This window comes from Paraburkholderia saeva (genome assembly GCF_907164555.1).
Classification (GTDB): domain Bacteria; phylum Pseudomonadota; class Gammaproteobacteria; order Burkholderiales; family Burkholderiaceae; genus Paraburkholderia; species Paraburkholderia saeva.
Window position 1 is genome coordinate 562,938 of sequence record NZ_CAJQZC010000002.1, and the last position, 16,240, is coordinate 579,177.

At 63.1% G+C, this 16,240-nt stretch carries 17 protein-coding genes; 5 read left to right on the top strand and 12 right to left on the bottom strand.

Annotated features, from left to right (window positions below; translation table 11 throughout):
- Positions 1–199: 199 nt before the first annotated feature.
- Positions 200–1,165, bottom strand: coding sequence for a methyltransferase domain-containing protein (locus LPA36_RS06775; RefSeq protein ID WP_228875362.1), 966 nt, complete (start codon positions 1,163–1,165; stop codon positions 200–202).
- Between the two features lie 85 nt (positions 1,166–1,250).
- Here LPA36_RS06775 and LPA36_RS06780 point away from each other — a divergent pair, with 85 nt between their 5' ends.
- Positions 1,251–2,042, top strand: coding sequence for a ComF family protein (locus LPA36_RS06780; protein ID WP_228875363.1), 792 nt, complete (start codon positions 1,251–1,253; stop codon positions 2,040–2,042).
- Positions 2,043–2,061: 19 nt separating this feature from the next.
- Positions 2,062–2,532: a tRNA (uridine(34)/cytosine(34)/5-carboxymethylaminomethyluridine(34)-2'-O)-methyltransferase TrmL gene (gene trmL, locus LPA36_RS06785; protein WP_228875364.1), complete on the top strand. Its 471-nt coding sequence runs from the start codon at positions 2,062–2,064 to the stop codon at positions 2,530–2,532.
- Here trmL and LPA36_RS06790 read toward each other — a convergent pair.
- The 5 genes from LPA36_RS06790 to LPA36_RS06810 all read right to left on the bottom strand — a co-directional run bounded on the left by LPA36_RS06790 (position 2,505) and on the right by LPA36_RS06810 (position 5,484).
- Positions 2,505–3,059, bottom strand: coding sequence for an O-acetyl-ADP-ribose deacetylase (locus tag LPA36_RS06790; protein WP_228875365.1), 555 nt, complete (start codon positions 3,057–3,059; stop codon positions 2,505–2,507). The genes trmL and LPA36_RS06790 overlap by 28 nt on opposite strands.
- 125 nt (positions 3,060–3,184) lie before the next feature.
- Positions 3,185–4,183, bottom strand: a complete 999-nt coding sequence (locus LPA36_RS06795; RefSeq protein WP_228875366.1) for an NAD(P)H-dependent glycerol-3-phosphate dehydrogenase — start codon at positions 4,181–4,183, stop codon at positions 3,185–3,187.
- A 21-nt stretch (positions 4,184–4,204) separates the two neighbouring features.
- On the bottom strand, positions 4,205–4,675 hold the full coding sequence (gene secB, locus LPA36_RS06800; RefSeq protein WP_228875367.1) for a protein-export chaperone SecB: 471 nt from the start codon (positions 4,673–4,675) through the stop codon (positions 4,205–4,207).
- A gap of 123 nt (positions 4,676–4,798) precedes the next feature.
- On the bottom strand, positions 4,799–5,062 hold the full coding sequence (gene grxC / locus LPA36_RS06805) for a glutaredoxin 3 (protein ID WP_228875368.1): 264 nt from the start codon (positions 5,060–5,062) through the stop codon (positions 4,799–4,801).
- Complete coding sequence (locus LPA36_RS06810) at positions 5,059–5,484, bottom strand: rhodanese-like domain-containing protein (RefSeq protein WP_228875369.1); 426 nt, start codon at positions 5,482–5,484, stop codon at positions 5,059–5,061. Before LPA36_RS06810 ends, grxC begins: the two co-directional genes overlap by 4 nt.
- A gap of 146 nt (positions 5,485–5,630) precedes the next feature.
- Here LPA36_RS06810 and gpmA point away from each other — a divergent pair, with 146 nt between their 5' ends.
- From gpmA to LPA36_RS06825, 3 genes are all read left to right on the top strand, one after another.
- Complete coding sequence (gene gpmA / locus LPA36_RS06815) at positions 5,631–6,377, top strand: 2,3-diphosphoglycerate-dependent phosphoglycerate mutase (protein WP_228875370.1); 747 nt, start codon at positions 5,631–5,633, stop codon at positions 6,375–6,377.
- 285 nt (positions 6,378–6,662) lie between these two features.
- A complete protein-coding gene (locus LPA36_RS06820; protein WP_228875371.1) occupies positions 6,663–8,240 on the top strand; it encodes a S41 family peptidase in 1,578 nt (525 codons plus the stop codon).
- A 102-nt stretch (positions 8,241–8,342) separates the two neighbouring features.
- Complete coding sequence (locus LPA36_RS06825) at positions 8,343–9,101, top strand: HesA/MoeB/ThiF family protein (protein ID WP_228875372.1); 759 nt, start codon at positions 8,343–8,345, stop codon at positions 9,099–9,101.
- A 31-nt stretch (positions 9,102–9,132) separates the two neighbouring features.
- On the opposite strand, the gene ptsP is transcribed toward LPA36_RS06825, so the two are convergent.
- From ptsP to LPA36_RS06855, 6 genes are all read right to left on the bottom strand, one after another.
- Positions 9,133–10,884 carry a phosphoenolpyruvate--protein phosphotransferase gene (gene ptsP, locus LPA36_RS06830; protein ID WP_228875373.1) on the bottom strand — a complete coding sequence of 584 codons (1,752 nt, stop codon included), beginning with the start codon at positions 10,882–10,884 and terminating at the stop codon, positions 9,133–9,135.
- A 297-nt stretch (positions 10,885–11,181) separates the two neighbouring features.
- Positions 11,182–11,451 carry an HPr family phosphocarrier protein gene (locus LPA36_RS06835; protein WP_228875374.1) on the bottom strand — a complete coding sequence of 90 codons (270 nt, stop codon included), beginning with the start codon at positions 11,449–11,451 and terminating at the stop codon, positions 11,182–11,184.
- Between the two features lie 43 nt (positions 11,452–11,494).
- Positions 11,495–11,959 (bottom strand): PTS sugar transporter subunit IIA, encoded by a 465-nt coding sequence (locus LPA36_RS06840; RefSeq protein WP_228875375.1) that lies wholly within the window; start codon positions 11,957–11,959, stop codon positions 11,495–11,497.
- 159 nt (positions 11,960–12,118) lie between these two features.
- Positions 12,119–13,075 carry a glutathione synthase gene (gene gshB, locus LPA36_RS06845; protein WP_228875376.1) on the bottom strand — a complete coding sequence of 319 codons (957 nt, stop codon included), beginning with the start codon at positions 13,073–13,075 and terminating at the stop codon, positions 12,119–12,121.
- Between the two features lie 108 nt (positions 13,076–13,183).
- On the bottom strand, positions 13,184–14,473 hold the full coding sequence (gene gshA / locus LPA36_RS06850) for a glutamate--cysteine ligase (RefSeq protein WP_228875377.1): 1,290 nt from the start codon (positions 14,471–14,473) through the stop codon (positions 13,184–13,186).
- A gap of 245 nt (positions 14,474–14,718) precedes the next feature.
- A complete protein-coding gene (locus tag LPA36_RS06855) occupies positions 14,719–16,224 on the bottom strand; it encodes an ammonium transporter (protein ID WP_228875378.1) in 1,506 nt (501 codons plus the stop codon).
- Between the last annotated feature and the right edge of the window lie 16 nt (positions 16,225–16,240).

Consider the following 16,240-nt stretch of genomic DNA (forward strand, 5'->3'; position numbering starts at 1 on the left):
CCCGCCTCGGCCTGTCGCCCCAAAAGTGGGAACCCCGAGCGACAAACTGACGCATTATAGGCGCGTTCAATGGCATCCACAAGCAACGGACTATCGGCTTGCAAGCCAGTAGCGACAAGCCTCTGCGCCGTTTTGACGCACCTCGTTGGCGTCTTTTGCGGCGGTAATTTCAGACATAACAGATGTCCTCTTTACCGCGTCACCGATTCTTCGATGAACCTCTTCCGATATCCTCGATCCGCACGATCCCGTGGCCTTCGGCCGTGGTCCGCGGCACGGCTTTCCATGCATGGCCGTAGATGACTTCGAACGTGAGCGGGATTGTCCCGTCCGCCTGCCGGCGGGCTTCGAGCGCCGACAGCAACGCCTTGTGCAGTCGCCTTGCCGTGCCGGGCGAAGCGGCTTCGCGCCCGAACGGATAGGCACCCCAGCGGCGCACGTCCGCGAGCAGCGACTCGGGCGACTTATAGGTAATGGTGAGCACTTCCTGGTCCATCACCGGAATCTCGAAGCCGCTCTCGACGAGCATGTCGCCGAGATCATGCATGTCGACGAAGTCAATGACGTGCGCGCGCGAACTCACGCCGTGCGACGCCTCGACTTCAGCCCACGCGCCGCGCAACTCCTTGAGCGTGTCCGGGCCGAGCGTGCTGAACATCAGCAGGCCGTTCACCTTCAGTACGCGCTGCCATTCAGGAAAAACGAGATCGGGCCGCGAGTGCCAGTGCAGCGCCAGGTTGGACCAGATGAATTCGAACGCGCCGTGCGCGAAAGGCAGCGCCGAGAAATCGGCCTCCGCGAAGCGCGGGCCGCGCACGCCAAGCGCCTTGCCGATCGATGCCGGCAGAAAGCGTCGCCAGCTCGTGTCGCCGGCGTCGTGCTGCAGCGCGCGCTGCAGCATTGCATGCGACAGGTCTGTGCCGAACACGGGTGCTTCGGGGAACCGCTCGCGCAGCAGGGGAAGGTCGTCGCCCGCGCCGCAGCCGGCATCGAGCACGCTCGCCGGAGTCATCTTGATGAAGTCGAGACGCTCGCGCATGCGTTGCGCGATTTCGCGCGGCAGGAACGCGACTTCGTCGAAAGTGGCGGCGCGGCGATCGAAAATCCGTCGCAAACGCCGCGAATCATAGGCCGGACGGCTGGTTTTGGCGGAAGTTGGGGGCATGGCGGTCGAACGGACGAAGAGTGCGAAGTATACTCGCTCGCTCTCTTTGATTCAGTGCAGGAGGCCTTTGCGGGCAGATTCAGCCATGCCGGTCACGTTCGTTTCCCTCTCGTCGCGAGACCGTTTCGCGATCATCTCGCGGCAGGTTCGCTCCCTTTGCCAGCGCGCGGCTGCGTTCGCTTTGCCGACGCTCTGCGGGCTGTGCGGCAATTTGTCGCAGCGAACGCTGTGCGATGGCTGCGACGCGGCGTACTGGAACGAGGCGCGTCTGCGCTGCACAGTCTGCGCAATTCCGCTTGCGGCTTCGACGCGGGGAAACGGCCCGAAGCGCGGGCTGTATTGTTGCAGCGATTGCGTCACCGCGCCGCCCGCGTTCGACGCAACTTTTGCACTCGCCGATTACCGCGCCCCGCTCGATGCGCTCGCGCTCGGGCTGAAGTTTCGGGCGCGGCTGATGCTGGCCCGTGACTTCGGAGAACGGCTCGCGCGTCTCGCGGATGATTCGCTCGAAACCGGCACACGCCCCGACGTCATCGCGCCCGTTCCGCTCGCACGCCGACGGCTGGTCGCGCGGGGCTACAACCAGGCGTGGGAAATCGCCAGGCCACTCGCCGATGCGCTGCAAATACGGCGCGATGCAACGCTGATCCAGCGCATCATCGATACCGCGCCGCAGTCGCGGCTCGATCTGGATGCGCGGCGCGATAACGTCGGTCGCGCGTTCGCCGTGGCAAAACCCGTGGAAGGACTGCACGTGGGAATTGTCGACGATGTCATGACCTCGGGTGCCACGCTCGAGGCCGTCGCGCGTACGCTGAGACTGGCTGGCGCACGACGCATCACCTGCTTCATTGCGCTGCGCACACCGAAAAACTAGTTTTCAACCTGTTCAAACCATGTTCAACGTCGTTCTCGTCGAGCCCGAAATTCCGCCGAATACCGGCAACGTGATCCGCCTCTGTGCAAACACGGGGGCACGGCTGCATCTGATCGAGCCGCTTGGCTTTCCGCTCGACGACACGAAGATGCGCCGCGCCGGCCTCGACTATCACGAGTATGCGCAGATGCATGTGCACGCCAGCTGGGACACGTTCATCGCCGCCGAATCGCCCGATGTCGCGCGGATGTTCGCGTTCACGACGCGTGGCTCGGGGCGCTTCCACGATCACGCGTTTCTGCCGGGCGACTGGTTCGTCTTCGGCGCCGAGACACGCGGGCTGCCCGATCAGGTGCTGTCGCAATTCGCTGGCGAACAGCGCGTGCGTCTGCCGATGCGTCCCGGCAACCGCAGCCTGAACCTCTCGAATACCGTGGCTGTCGTCGTGTTCGAAGCGTGGCGTCAGGCAGGCTTCGACGGCGGCGCCTGACGGACGTTGCCGAGTTCGCTTTCGTACAGCCGGAACATCGCGTCGTCGAAACAGGCAAATATCGCGCGGCTGATCGAGCCCGGCTTTTGCTGCAGGGATTCGATCACCGTGCTCACGGCAATGCGTACCGCCTGCTGCGCGGGAAAGCGATAAACGCCGCAGCTGATGGCGGGAAACGCGATGCTCGCGCACTGCGCGTCCCGAGCGAGCGCCATCGATCGCCGGTAGCACGAAGCAAGCAGGTCCGCCTCGCCATGACCGCCGCCGCCCCACACCGGCCCCACGGCATGAATCACGTGTTTCGCCGGCAGCCTGTAGCCCGCGGTGATCTTCGCATCGCCCGTGGCGCAGCCGCCAAGCGTCTCGCATTCGCGCAGCAGATCGCGCCCTGCGGCCCGATGGATCGCGCCATCGACGCCACCTCCGCCCAGCAACGACGTATTCGCCGCATTGACGATCGCATCGACGGCGAGCGTCGTGATATCGACGACCCGCGCATCGAGCCTGCATTCACCGATCGAGAGCATGGAAACCTCCGTATCCGGACGCCTGTATTCGCGTGGACAACAGGGTAGCGCAGCGGTTCAAAACCGCACATGAAAAGGGAAAAAGAGGAAATCCGACGTCGGGAATACGACGCCGGATGCCGGGACTATTCGGCCTTCGAATCGCGCCGCAAAAGCGCGCTGACAGCGTCGCGGGGCGCGACACCATCGAACAGCACGGCACACACGGCCTGCGTGATCGGCATTTCGATCGCATGTGCGCGGGCAATTGCCAGCACTGCCTGCGCGCATCGCACACCTTCGGCCACGTGGCCGAGGCCACCGAGAATATCGTCGAGCGTGCGACCCGACGCGAGTTGCACACCTACCGTCCGGTTGCGGGACAGATCGCCTGTCGCGGTCAGAATCAGATCGCCGAGACCGGTGAGGCCGGTGAACGTTTCCGCCCGCCCGCCGAGTGTCACGCCGAGCCGGGACATTTCCGCGAGCCCACGTGTGATCAGCGCGGCGCGCGCGTTAAGACCGAGGCCGAGGCCATCCGAAATGCCCGTCGCAATGGCAAGCACGTTCTTCACCGCGCCGCCCACTTCGACGCCGACGAGGTCGTCGCCGGTATAGATGCGCATCGCGCCGTGATGAAACGCCGCGACCGTGCGCTCGCGGCACGCTGCCGCGCCGCTTGCCACCGTCAACGCAACCGGCAGACCCTGCCCGACTTCACGCGCGAAACTCGGCCCGGACAACACGCCGTTGCTCGTGTGTCCCACCAGTTCCGCGGCAACGACCTGATGCGGCAACAACTGCGTATCCGCTTCGAAACCCTTGCACAGCCACACAACGTGTGCGGGCACGCTGCCCGCGTCGCGCATCGCGCGAAAGAGCCCGCGTAATCCTGCAACCGGGGTAGCGACAACGCACAACGCGTCGTCTGCCGCGCAATGCGCGAGCGCCAGAGGGAGATTCGCTTCGTAGCGAAGCGCAGCCGGCAAGGAAACGCCCGCCAGATAGCGGGCGTTTTGCTGCGTCGTGGACAGATCAGCCACCAGCGCGCTGTCGCGCGCCCAGAGCACCGTATCGTGCCGCGTGGCCAGATGGCCCGCGAGCGCGGTGCCCCATGCGCCTGCGCCAAGAACAGCGACCTTCATACCGGGCACCGGACGCGTCCCTTAGTGGGTCGCGTTGCCGTTGGGCACGCCGTCCTGGCCGCCGAGCTGCGCGAGGCGCTGCTCGTAGAGCGCCTGGAAGTTGATTTCGGCGAGGTGGATCGGCGGGAAGCCCGCGCGCGTGATCGCGTCGGCGATATTCGAGCGCAGGTACGGGAACAGGATCGTCGGGCAGGCGATGCCAACGAGCGGATCGATCTGTTCTGCCGGGATGTTGCGGATGTCGAAAATACCAGCCTGCTTGGCTTCGATCAGGAAAGCGACCTTATCCTTGACCTTGGCGGTGACGGTGCCCGTCACGAGGATTTCAAACACGGTGTCGGCGAGGCGTTCAGCCTTCACGTCGACTTCGACTTCGACCGACGGCATGTCCTGTTCCAGGAAAATGGCCGGCGAGTTCGGCTGCTCGAGCGACATGTCCTTCAGGTAGATGCGCTGGATGTTGAAGAACGGCTGGTTATTCTCGTCAGACATGATTGAATGGTTCCTGGATAAATTCATAACGGCGGGCCATCACCGATGGTCCGCCGGATTCTTTTTGGCAAGCCGCATCAAAACGTGCGCGACCCGCCGGTCAAGCCGAGGCGATCCGCTACGTTACGCGGCCGCTTCGAGCAGCGGCATCAGACCGCCCGCGCGATCGAGCGCGGAAAGGTCGTCGTAACCGCCGACATGCGTCTCGCCGATGTACACCTGCGGTACCGTCCGCCGGCCTGTGCGCGTCATCATTTCCTGACGGCGGGCCGGATCTTTGTCGATGAGCACTTTTTCGACGTGCTCGACGCCGCGCGACTTTAAAAGACGTTCGGCCATCTGGCAATACGGACACACCTGCGTGCTGTACATGATCACTTTGTTCACTTCGCAACTCCTTGTTTCACGACCGGCATGCCGGCCTGTTGCCAGGCGTTGAGACCGCCCTGCAACACGTGGACTTCGGCGTAGCCCGCATCCTGCACGACGCGTGCTGCCTTGTTCGACTGCTGGCCGGTCTGGCACACCAGCAGCACCGGGTTGCTCTTGTTCTTCACGAGCTGGCCGACTTTCGCCTGCAACTCTGCGAACTCGATGTGACGTGCCGACGGCAGATGACCTTTATTGAAGTCCTCGGAAGAACGAAGGTCGATGACCACGGCGTTGCGCCGGTTGATCAGCTGCGTGGCTTCGGCAGCGGAAAGACCGCCGCGGCCACGCCGGAGGATCGCCGGCCACAGGAGCAACGCCCCGGAGATGAGGGCAATCGCGATGAGTACAAGGTTTGTGTAATCGGTGAAAAACTTCACGGAAAATCCGCCGAAAAAGAGAGAAATCGGAAAGGGCAATCTTCCCATTATAAAATAACCGTCCGACGCGATGGCGGCGGCCCATCCGGCCCCCTGCGGATCGCCCGCCAGCGTGCTTTACCGCTTCCTCACTACCGACCGGCACCATGTACAAACTCGTTCTCATCCGCCACGGCGAATCGACGTGGAACAAGGAAAACCGATTCACCGGCTGGGTCGACGTCGACCTCACCGAACAGGGTAACCGCGAAGCGCAGCAGGCGGGCGTGCTCCTGAAGGAATCCGGCTACACGTTCGACATCGCGTACACGTCGGTGCTCAAGCGCGCCGTGCGCACGCTGTGGCACGTGCAGGACCAGATGGACCTGATGTATCTGCCGGTCGTCCATTCGTGGCGTCTGAACGAGCGTCACTACGGCGCGCTGTCGGGCCTCAACAAGGCTGAAACGGCCGCGAAATACGGTGATGAACAGGTGCTGATCTGGCGCCGCAGCTACGACACGCCGCCGCCCGCGCTCGATCCGTCCGACGACCGCACGGCCTACAACGACCCACGTTACGCGAAGGTGCCGCGCGAGCAGTTGCCGCTCACCGAGTGCCTGAAAGACACAGTCGCCCGCGTGCTGCCGGTGTGGAACGAGTCGATTGCGCCCGCCATCAAGTCGGGCCGCAAGGTGCTGATCGCCGCGCACGGCAACTCGATCCGTGCGCTCGTGAAGTACCTCGACGGCATCTCCGATGCCGACATCGTCGGGCTGAACATTCCGAACGGCGTGCCGCTCGTCTATGAGCTCGACGAAAACCTGAAGCCCATCAAGCACTATTATCTCGGCGACGCCGATGCAATCGCGGCAGCACAGGCCGCCGTTGCGAAGCAGGGCAAGGCGGGCTGAAGACCGCCCCGTCCTGCGGGACTGAACGGCTGACAGACGGCGCACGCACCGGCAAGAACTACCGGCGTGCGCCGTCCCGCTATCCAGGCTGGGGTTGCGTGTTACCGCACATTACTTCGTCGTCCGGCCGCCGCCGGGACGAACCTGCTGCACCTGCCGCTGTCGAAATCCGGAAAGCCGATTATCTGCCCCATACACTTGCGCACTTGCTGTACGGGTGTGCAGTTATACTTGTCCGTCCCTTCTCTTTGACGCTGCCACGCGCATCCGACCGCACCAGACTCTATGCGAAAGAACCTGAAAAATATCGGCCTGATCGCCGCGGGCCTTGCTACTGGCGTTTTTGCCACCCTGCAGCTTTCCGCTTCGGCCCAGCAAACCGCGACCACGCCACTGCCACTTGACCAGCTCCGGCTCTTCGCCGAAGTCTTCGGGCAGATCAAGCATGAGTACGTCGAACCGGTCGACGACAAGAAACTGCTCACCGCCGCCATCAAGGGCATGGTGTCGAGCCTCGACCCGCACTCGTCGTATCTCGACAAGACCGATTACGAAGAACTGCAGGAGCAGACCAAGGGCCGCTTCGCAGGTCTGGGTATCGAAATCTCGTCGGAAGACGGCCTGATCAAGGTGATCTCGCCGATCGAAGATACGCCCGCGTTCCGTGCCGGCATCCGTCCGGGCGACCTGATCACCCGCATCAACGACAAGCCGGTGCGCGGCATGACGCTCGATAACGCCGTCAAGCAGATGCGCGGCGAGCCGGGCACGAAGGTCACGCTCACGATCTTCCGCAAAACCGACGACCGCACGTTCCCGCTCACCGTCACGCGCGCCGTGATTCGCGTGCAGAGCGTGAAGATGAAGATTCTCGCGCCGGGCTATGCATACATTCGCATTACGAGCTTCCAGGAACGCACCACGCCTGATCTCGCCGCGAAGCTGCAGGACATCGCGCGTCAGCAGCCGAACCTGAAGGGCCTCGTGCTCGATCTGCGTAACAACGGCGGCGGTCTGCTGCAAAGCGCGGTCGGCGTTGCCGGCGCGTTCCTGCCGCCGGATTCGGTCGTCGTGTCTACCAATGGCCAGATTCCGGATTCGAAGCAGGTCTATCGCGACAGCTACGATAACTACCGCCTGCCTTCGTTCGACGGCGATCCGCTGAAGAGCCTGCCGCCGATCTTCAAGACGGTGCCGATGATCGTGCTGACAAACGCGTATTCGGCGTCGGCGTCGGAAATCGTCGCGGGTGCGTTGCAGGATCAGCATCGCGCGCTGATCGTCGGCAAGACGACGTTCGGCAAGGGTTCGGTGCAGACGGTGCGTCCGATGACCGCCGACACCGCGCTGCGCCTCACGACGGCGTACTACTACACGCCGAGCGGTCGTTCGATACAGAACAAGGGCATCCGCCCGGACGTCGCCGTCGATCAATACGCCGAAGGCGATCCGGACGACGCACTCGTGACGCGTGAAGTGGATTACTCGAACCACCTCGCGAACACGCAGGATCCGAACGAGAAGAAGGAACAGGAACAGCGCGAAAACGAGCGCATGGACCAACTGCGTCTGCTCGAAGAGCAGAACGACAAGAAGACGCCGGAACAGCGTCAGAAGGATCGTGATCGCAAGCCGGTCGAGTTTGGGTCCGCCGACGACTTCATGCTCCAGCAAGGCCTGAACAAGCTGGAAGGCAAGCCGGTTCAGGAGTCGAAGTCGATCACGGAACGTCGCCTCGCGCAGAACAAGCCGGCTGCATCGGCTTCGGCGCCCGTCGTCGTAAAGCCGGCTCAGGTCGTTACGCCAGGCGCATCGGGCCCGGCACCGGCTTCCGCACCGGCGCCTGCTTCGCAGAGCAACTAACGTTTCATGTTTCCCGGCCTTCGCAGCAGACGCTGCGAAGGCCGTCTCTCTCGTCAGTGCGCTCGCGCGATTAAAATAACGACAACTACGACGCGACCCGCCATGAACGACGACCAGCTCCTTCGCTATTCCCGCCATATTCTTGTCGATGAACTCGGTATCGAGGCGCAGCAGCGCTTTCTCGATGCGCATGCGATCGTCATCGGCGCGGGCGGCCTCGGCTCGCCCGCCGCGATGTATCTGGCCGCGGCCGGTGTCGGCACACTGACACTCGTCGATGCCGACACGGTCGATCTCACGAACCTGCAGCGGCAGATCCTGCACGTCACGGCTTCGGTGGGTCGCACGAAGGTCGAATCGGGTCGCGACGCCATCGCGCAACTGAATCCCGATGTGAAGGTGAACGCGGTCGCGATGCGCGCCGACGATGCCTGGCTCGACGCGCACGTGCCGCACGCGACGGTCGTGCTCGACTGCACCGACAACTTCGCGACGCGCCACGCAATCAACCGGGCGTGCGTGCAGCATCGCGTGCCGCTCGTGTCGGGCGCGGCGCTGCGCTTTGACGGCCAGATCAGCACGTTCGATTTTCGCGATGAAGCGTCACCCTGCTACGCGTGTGTCTTCCCCGAAGATCAACCGTTCGAGGAAGTCGCGTGTTCGACAATGGGCGTTTTTTCGCCGACGGTGGGCATCATCGGCGCGATGCAGGCTGCCGAAGCATTGCGCGTGATCGCGGGCATCGGCACGCCGCTGGTCGGGCGTCTGATGATGCTCGACTCAATGCGTATGGAATGGAATACGATGCGCATCGCGCGTCAGCCGGATTGCCCCGTCTGCGGCGATACGCATCGCAAATAAAACGGCCGACGCGACGAATTCGCGCGGCCGCTCAGGCCGCGGCGACGCGCTTGAGCGCCGCCTGCACTTCCTCCGGCTCGTATGAAGCCAGCACGTCCGCGACGGGCTTTTCGAGCGTCTTCAGGCTGGAGCGCAACACTTCCTGCTTGACGACCAGCAGCTGGCTCGGATGCATCGAAAATTCGGTGAGCCCCATCCCGAGCAGAAGACGCGTCAAGGTCGGATCCCCCGCCATTTCACCGCAGACCGACACCGGCACGCCCGCGCGTTTCGCCTCGCGCAGCGTGAGCGCGATCAGATGCAGCACCGCCGGATGCAGCGGATCGTACAGGTGCGCCACCGAGTTGTCCGCCCGATCGATGGCAAGTGTGTACTGGATCAGATCGTTCGTGCCGATCGACAGGAAGTCGAGCCGCTTCAGGAACAGCGGCAACGCAATCGCCGCAGCCGGAATCTCGATCATCGCGCCGACCCGGACGTTCGGATCATAGATGAGACCCGCGTCGTCGAGCTGACGTTTGGCTTCGCGGATCAGGTCGAGCGTCTGGTCGATTTCCTGCGCGTGCGCGAGCATCGGAATCAGGATCTTTACCTGACCAAACGCCGACGCCCGCAGGATCGCGCGCAACTGCGTGAGGAACATCTGCGGCTCGGAAAGGCTCCAGCGGATCGCGCGCAGCCCGAGGGCGGGGTTCGCGGCCGTCTCGTAGCCGTCTCCACCGCCCATCGAATCGAGCGGCTTGTCGGCGCCTACGTCGATCGTGCGGATCGTTACCGGCAGGCCGTTCATGCCTTCTACCGCGCGACGATACGCTTCGAACTGTTCTTCTTCCTGCGGCAGCTGTTCCTTGTGGTTCATGAACAGGAACTCGGTGCGGAACAGGCCAACGCCCGTCGCACCCGCTTCGAGCGCGGCGTGCGCATCGTCGGGCAATTCGATGTTCGCGCAGAGTTCGATTTTCGTGCCGCACAGCGTTTGCGTCGGCGAAAACTTCAGGCGCTGCAGCTTGCGCTGCTCAAGCGCCTTTTCGCTTTGACGGTACGAATACTCTTCGAGCACGATCGGCGCCGGATCGACGATCACGATGCCGTGATCGCCGTCGACGATGATCAGATCGTCCTGCCGGATCAGCGCGCTCGCCTGCTGCACGCCGACAGTGGCCGGAATGCCAAGACTGCGCGCGACGATCGCCGTGTGCGACGTGCGGCCGCCGAGATCGGTGACGAAACCCTGAAACGTCTGTGTCTTGAACTGCAGCATGTCGGCAGGCGCGATGTCATGCGCGACGACGATCATCTCGCTGCACGCGCCGTGCACGGGCTCGCCGAGCGTCGAGGTCGACGCACCCGCGAGCGCCTTCAGCACGCGCTCCACCACCTGTTCGATGTCGGCTTTACGCTCGCGCAGATATTCGTCTTCGATGTCGTCGAAATGGCGAGACAGGCGTTCGAGCTGTTCGGTGAGCGCCCATTCGATGTTGTAGCGGCGGGTGCGGACGAGATCGAAGGTTTCCTGTACGAGCATCGCATCGTTCAGGATCATCGTGTGGACGTCGATGAATGCGCCCATTTCGCTGGGCGCGTCAGCGGCAAGGTCGGCGCGCAACGCGTCGAGTTCGGTATGGACGAGTGTCTGGGCCGTGCGAAAGCGCTCGATCTCGCCCTCGATCTGGGCGGGTTCGATCAGATAGTGGTCGACGTCGAGTGCAGCCGGGGCGATCAGATAGGCCCGCCCGATGGCGATACCGCGTGACACGGGAATTCCATGCAGCGTGAACGACACGCGCACCTCCTCTAGTTGTGTGATGCCGCGGCAAACCGCTGCAATGCTCTCAGACCCCGATGTTCATTATAAATTCCGCGCCCTCAGGTGACTGCGTGCAGTGCAGCAATACTGAATCTTCGTAAACGATCTGATGCACGTCATTCTGAAAGCCGGCGAGGCAGACCGATCGTGCCACACATCGGTGGAATACATGATGTCACGCGGCAATCGCCGATTGTGGCGGCAGCAAAAAAAAGCCGCGTCTAAACGCGGCGTTCTCGTTGCGGTTCGCTGAACGCGCAGGAAGCGCGCAGGTCACTGACCTTCGCCGAACTTGTCCGCAATCAGTTTCAGCAATGCGTCCATCGCTTCGGTTTCGTCTGCACCTTCGGTTTCGATCGTCACCGTGCTGCCGATGCCCGCTGCGAGCATCATCACGCCCATGATGCTCTTCGCGTTGATCCGGCGACCGTTACGGCTCATCCAGATCTCTGCCTGATAGTTACCCGCAAGTTGCGTCAGTTTGGCCGACGCACGTGCGTGCAGGCCAAGCTTGTTCACGATTGTCGTTTCTTTTTGCAGCATCTGGTCTTCCGGAGCGCGGGTTGAAAGTGATTGAATGAAGTGGTTACACGGGCGCTGCGCCTGGCGGCTGCACGGGCAGACATTCGACGGGATCGACCTTCGCCGCGACCGGAACGGGCGTACCCGGAGCAATCGTATGAATACCCTTGGTCGCGCCGGCGAGCGCCTTGTCGACCAGCGTATCGAGCGGCGTGGCGCGATAGCAGACGGCCCGCACCAGCATCGGCAGGTTCACGCCGGCCAGCACGCGCACGTCAGGCAACGTGGCAAGACGCGTAGCGATGTTCGCCGGCGTCGCGCCGAACACGTCGGTCAGGACGAGCGCACCGTTATCTTCCCGGAGCCGCTCGATCTCGGCGTATGCGAACGCGATAACTTCGGGAGGATCACAGTCGGGCATGACGTCGATCACGCCGATGCGGGCGGGCAACCCGCCGTAAATATGGGCAATACATTCCCGCAACGCGGTAGCGAGCGGGGCATGCGCAACAATCAGAATGCCTGCCATGTCAGTGTTACAGCAAAAAACGGCTGGAGAACGGGAGGACCGGGCATTGTAACAGCACCATTTTCCGGCTTTCGGCCCGACCGTGCAGGCAGCGCGGCGACGTTGCCGCCGTCCACCCGCCGGGTTCGCCGGATTTGCCCTGTCCGTCCCGCACGCCGTTCAGCCGGCGGCGCGCTCCAGTGCATCGATGAACATGCCGGCGACATCGAAGCCTGTCTGTTCCATGATCTCCCGAAAGCACGTCGGGCTCGTGACGTTTACTTCCGTCAGCCAGTCGCCGATCGCGTCGAGCCCGACCAGCAGCAACCCGCGTGCGGCGAGCACCGGACCGAGCGCATCGGCGATTTCGCGATCGCGCGCGGTCAGCGGCTGCGCGACGCCAAGGCCGCCGGCCGCCAGATTGCCGCGTACTTCATTGCCCTGTGGAATCCGCGCGAGCGAATACGGCACCGGCTGGCCGCCGATCAGCAGAATGCGCTTGTCGCCGGCCTTGATCTCGGGGATGAACTTCTGCGCCATCACCGAACGCGCGCCATCGTGGCTCAGCATTTCGATGATCGAACCCAGGTTCATGCCGTCCGCCTTCACGCGGAACACGCCCATGCCGCCCATGCCGTCGAGCGGCTTCAGGATCACGTCGCCGTGTTCTTCGTGAAACGCGCGCAGACGCGCCGGATCGCGCGTCACCAGCGTCGGCGCCACGAACTGCGGAAATTCGCCGATCGCGAGTTTTTCCGAATGGTCGCGAATCGACTGCGGCTTGTTGAAGATCCGGGCGCCACCGCGTTCGGCCAGTTCCAGCAGCCATGTCGACGTGACGTATTCCATGTCGAACGGCGGGTCCTTGCGCATGATCACCGCGCCGAAGCTCTTGAGTGAACGTGCCGCGGCCGGATCGGCGGCGTACCACGTGTCGCGCTTCAGATCCGCGCCGTCGCCGACAATCGCAAAGCGCCGCGCATTCGCCTCGACATCGCCACCCGTCCACGCCAGATGCTGCGGCTCGCACGCATACAGCGTGTGTCCGCGCCGCGCGGCTTCGGCCATCATCGCGTAGGTCGAATCCTTGTAGATCCTGAAGCGGTCGAGCGGGTCGGCGATAAAGAGAATATCCATGAAGGTCCTGGTGCGCCCGTTTGGGCGTGGTGTTGATCAGGTCGATCAAGTTGATCGTTCAAAGTGCGCGGACGGCCATGCCTTCCCGCGCGCCTGCATGTGGGAAGCCTAGACCTGGATCGCTTCCGGATCCGTCTTTTCCAGTTCCACCGAAGCGGCCAGCAGCCCAAGCCGCGCGACCACGCCATACATGTAGAAGCGGTTCGGCGGTGCCGCGCCCGGCTTCGCGTGCGCGTCGGGGAGCGCCGTGTGTTCGAAGCCGAGCGGCACGAAGTGCATGCCCGGCGCGTTCAGGTTCTGGTCGCGTTCACGGCTGCCGTGCACACGATAGAAACCACCGACCACGTACCGGTCGATCATGTAGACGACAGGCTCCGCGACTTCCTCGCCGATGCGCTCGAACGTGTACACGCCTTCCTGCACGATGACGTCGTGCACTTCGAGGCCGTCTTTGGTGGCGGCCATCTTCGCGCGTTCCCGCTTGGTGAGCGCGGCCACTTCCGATGCGTCGTGCACGGTCATCACGCCCATGCCATACGTGCCCGCGTCAGACTTGATGACCACATACGGCCGTTCGGTGATGCCGTACTCGCGATACTTCTTCGCGATTTTCTTCAGCACGCCGTCGATCGCATCGGCGAGTGCCTCTTCGCCGGTGCGCTGCTGGAAATCCACGCCTTCGACGTGCGCGAAGTACGGATTGATCATCCACGGATCGATCTCGACCAGCTTCGCAAACTTCTTCGCGACGTCGTCATAACACGAGAAGTGCGTCGATTTGCGGCGTACGGCCCACGCGGCGTGCAACGGCGGCAGCAGGTACTGCTCGTGAAGATTTTCGAGCACAGGCGGAATGCCGCCCGACATGTCATTGTTCAGCAGAATCGAACACGGATCGAAATTCTTCAGGCCAAGGCGACGCTGCGAGCGTTCGAGCGGTTCGAGCACGAGCTTCTGTCCGTCGGAAAGCGCGATCGTCACCGGCCCGGCAACGTTTTCATCAAGCGTGCCGAAGCGCACGTTCAGGCCCGCCTGACGCATGATCGTCGCGAGCCGCGCGACATTTTCCAGATAAAACGCGTTGCGTGTATGACGCTCGGGAATCACGAGCAGGTTCTTCGCATCCGGGCAGATCTTTTCGATCGATGCCATCGCAGCCTGCACGGCGAGCGGAAGCGTTTCCTGCGGCAGATTGTTGAACGCGCCGGGAAACAGGTTGGTATCGACCGGCGCGAGCTTGAAACCCGCGTTACGCAGATCGACCGAGCAATAGAACGGCGGCGTATGTTCCTGCCATTCGAGGCGGAACCAGCGCTCGATGGCGGGCGTTGCGTCGAGGATCTTCCGCTCGAGGTCGAGCAGCGGGCCGTTTAACGCCGTAACTAGGTGCGGAACCATTGATCACTCGCAGACTGGAGAAAAAAGATTGTAGAGCAAATGCCCAGCCCATTTGGGGATCGTTTCTCCAATCGCAAGTTCTGCAGCGGATGCATTCCGGCTATCGGGTCGATAGTCAGCAGTCTGTGCTGTTTTCAGGATAGAACGGAAATGACCTCATAAAGAAAAAGGCCCGCCGTGAGGCGGGCCAAAAGTCGCTGTTGCTCGTACCTTACAAGACTGGACGTGCGGAATAACCTCTCGCGTTATTCCACGTGCTCGCCGTGCAGCACCACGTCGAGGCCTTCGCGTTCTTCTTCTTCCGTCACGCGCAGACCCATCACCATGTCGATGATCTTCAGCAGGATGAAGCTCACCACGCCGCTGTAGATCAGCGTCGTCAGAACGCCCTTCGCCTGCAGGACGATGCTGCCGTCCGAGCCGCCGATGTCCTTGACTGCGAACACACCGGTCAGGAGCGCACCCACGATACCGCCGATGCAGTGCACGCCGAACGCGTCGAGCGAGTCGTCGTAGCCGAGCTTGTGCTTGAGCCACGTTGCCGACCAGAAGCAGATCACGCCTGCCGCGATCCCGATCACGAGCGAACCCGTCAAACCGACGAAGCCCGAAGCCGGCGTAATCGCCACCAGACCTGCCACGGCACCCGACACGATACCGAGCACCGACGGCTTACCCTTGGTTGCCCATTCGGCGAACATCCATGCGAGTGCGGCTGCCGCGGTTGCCACCTGCGTTGCGAACATTGCGAAGCCGGCACGGCCGTCAGCCGCCACGGCCGAACCTGCGTTGAAGCCGAACCAGCCCACCCACAGCATGGCGCCACCGATCAGCGTGAGCGTCAGGTTGTGCGGCGCCATCGCTTCCTTGCCGTAGCCGACACGCTTGCCCAGCACCAGCGCGCAGACCAGCGCCGCGATACCGGCGTTGATGTGCACCACCGTGCCGCCCGCGAAGTCGAGGATGCCCGCGCTAGCCAGCCAGCCGGTCGGTTCCCACACCATGTGCGCGATCGGCGAGTAGACGATGATCGACCACAGCGTCATGAACACCAGCATCGCCGAGAACTTCATGCGATCGGCAAATGCGCCCGTAATCAGCGCCGGAGTGATGATCGCGAACGTCATCTGATAGACGACGTAGACCGTTTCCGGGATCGTCGGTGCGAGGTGGCTGACGGTCAGCGTCGTGGCCTTGTCGCCCTTGATGTAGTTCATGCCCGCCATGAAGAAGCGCGAGAAGCCGCCAATGAACGAACCGCCCGGCGTGAACGCGAGGCTGTAGCCCACCACGACCCAGACGATCGACACAAGGCAGGTGATCGCAAAGCTTTGCATCAGGATTGCGAGCACGCTCTTCTTGCGGACCATGCCGCCGTAGAACAGTGCGAGACCCGGGATCGTCATGAACAGCACGAGCGCGGTGGAAGTCAGCATCCAGGCAGTGTCGCCGGAGTTGATCTTCGACGAATCGACCGAGAACGGCGCGGTCGGGGCTGCCGGAGCAGCGTCGGAAGCAGCGGCAGGCGCCGATGCATCGGCGGCCGGTGCGGAGGCTGCGGCTGCAGCCGGTGCGGCGGAAGCATCGGCGGCCGGCGCTGCGGAAGCATCCGGCGCCGGTGCTGCGGCCGTCGTATCCGAAGCAGCAGCGGAAGCTGCTACGGGCGCGGACGCGTCGTCCGCAAGGGCGGCCCCGATGCCACCCGCCATCAGCGAGCCGGCCACCATCAAGGACATCAATAATTTGCGCATCTCTATTTCCTCTTGT

Excerpts from the sequence above, each read along its gene's own strand:
- LPA36_RS06775 (WP_228875362.1), bottom strand. The coding sequence starts at position 1,165 with ATGCCCCCAACTTCCGCCAAAACCAGCCGTCCGGCCTATGATTCGCGG.
- LPA36_RS06780 (WP_228875363.1), top strand. The coding sequence starts at position 1,251 with ATGCCGGTCACGTTCGTTTCCCTCTCGTCGCGAGACCGTTTCGCGATC.
- trmL (WP_228875364.1), top strand. The coding sequence starts at position 2,062 with ATGTTCAACGTCGTTCTCGTCGAGCCCGAAATTCCGCCGAATACCGGC.
- LPA36_RS06790 (WP_228875365.1), bottom strand. The coding sequence starts at position 3,059 with ATGCTCTCGATCGGTGAATGCAGGCTCGATGCGCGGGTCGTCGATATC.
- LPA36_RS06795 (WP_228875366.1), bottom strand. The coding sequence starts at position 4,183 with ATGAAGGTCGCTGTTCTTGGCGCAGGCGCATGGGGCACCGCGCTCGCG.
- secB (WP_228875367.1), bottom strand. The coding sequence starts at position 4,675 with ATGTCTGACGAGAATAACCAGCCGTTCTTCAACATCCAGCGCATCTAC.
- gpmA (WP_228875370.1), top strand. The coding sequence starts at position 5,631 with ATGTACAAACTCGTTCTCATCCGCCACGGCGAATCGACGTGGAACAAG.
- LPA36_RS06820 (WP_228875371.1), top strand. The coding sequence starts at position 6,663 with ATGCGAAAGAACCTGAAAAATATCGGCCTGATCGCCGCGGGCCTTGCT.
- LPA36_RS06825 (WP_228875372.1), top strand. The coding sequence starts at position 8,343 with ATGAACGACGACCAGCTCCTTCGCTATTCCCGCCATATTCTTGTCGAT.
- LPA36_RS06835 (WP_228875374.1), bottom strand. The coding sequence starts at position 11,451 with ATGCTGCAAAAAGAAACGACAATCGTGAACAAGCTTGGCCTGCACGCA.
- LPA36_RS06840 (WP_228875375.1), bottom strand. The coding sequence starts at position 11,959 with ATGGCAGGCATTCTGATTGTTGCGCATGCCCCGCTCGCTACCGCGTTG.
- gshB (WP_228875376.1), bottom strand. The coding sequence starts at position 13,075 with ATGGATATTCTCTTTATCGCCGACCCGCTCGACCGCTTCAGGATCTAC.
- gshA (WP_228875377.1), bottom strand. The coding sequence starts at position 14,473 with ATGGTTCCGCACCTAGTTACGGCGTTAAACGGCCCGCTGCTCGACCTC.
- LPA36_RS06855 (WP_228875378.1), bottom strand. The coding sequence starts at position 16,224 with ATGCGCAAATTATTGATGTCCTTGATGGTGGCCGGCTCGCTGATGGCG.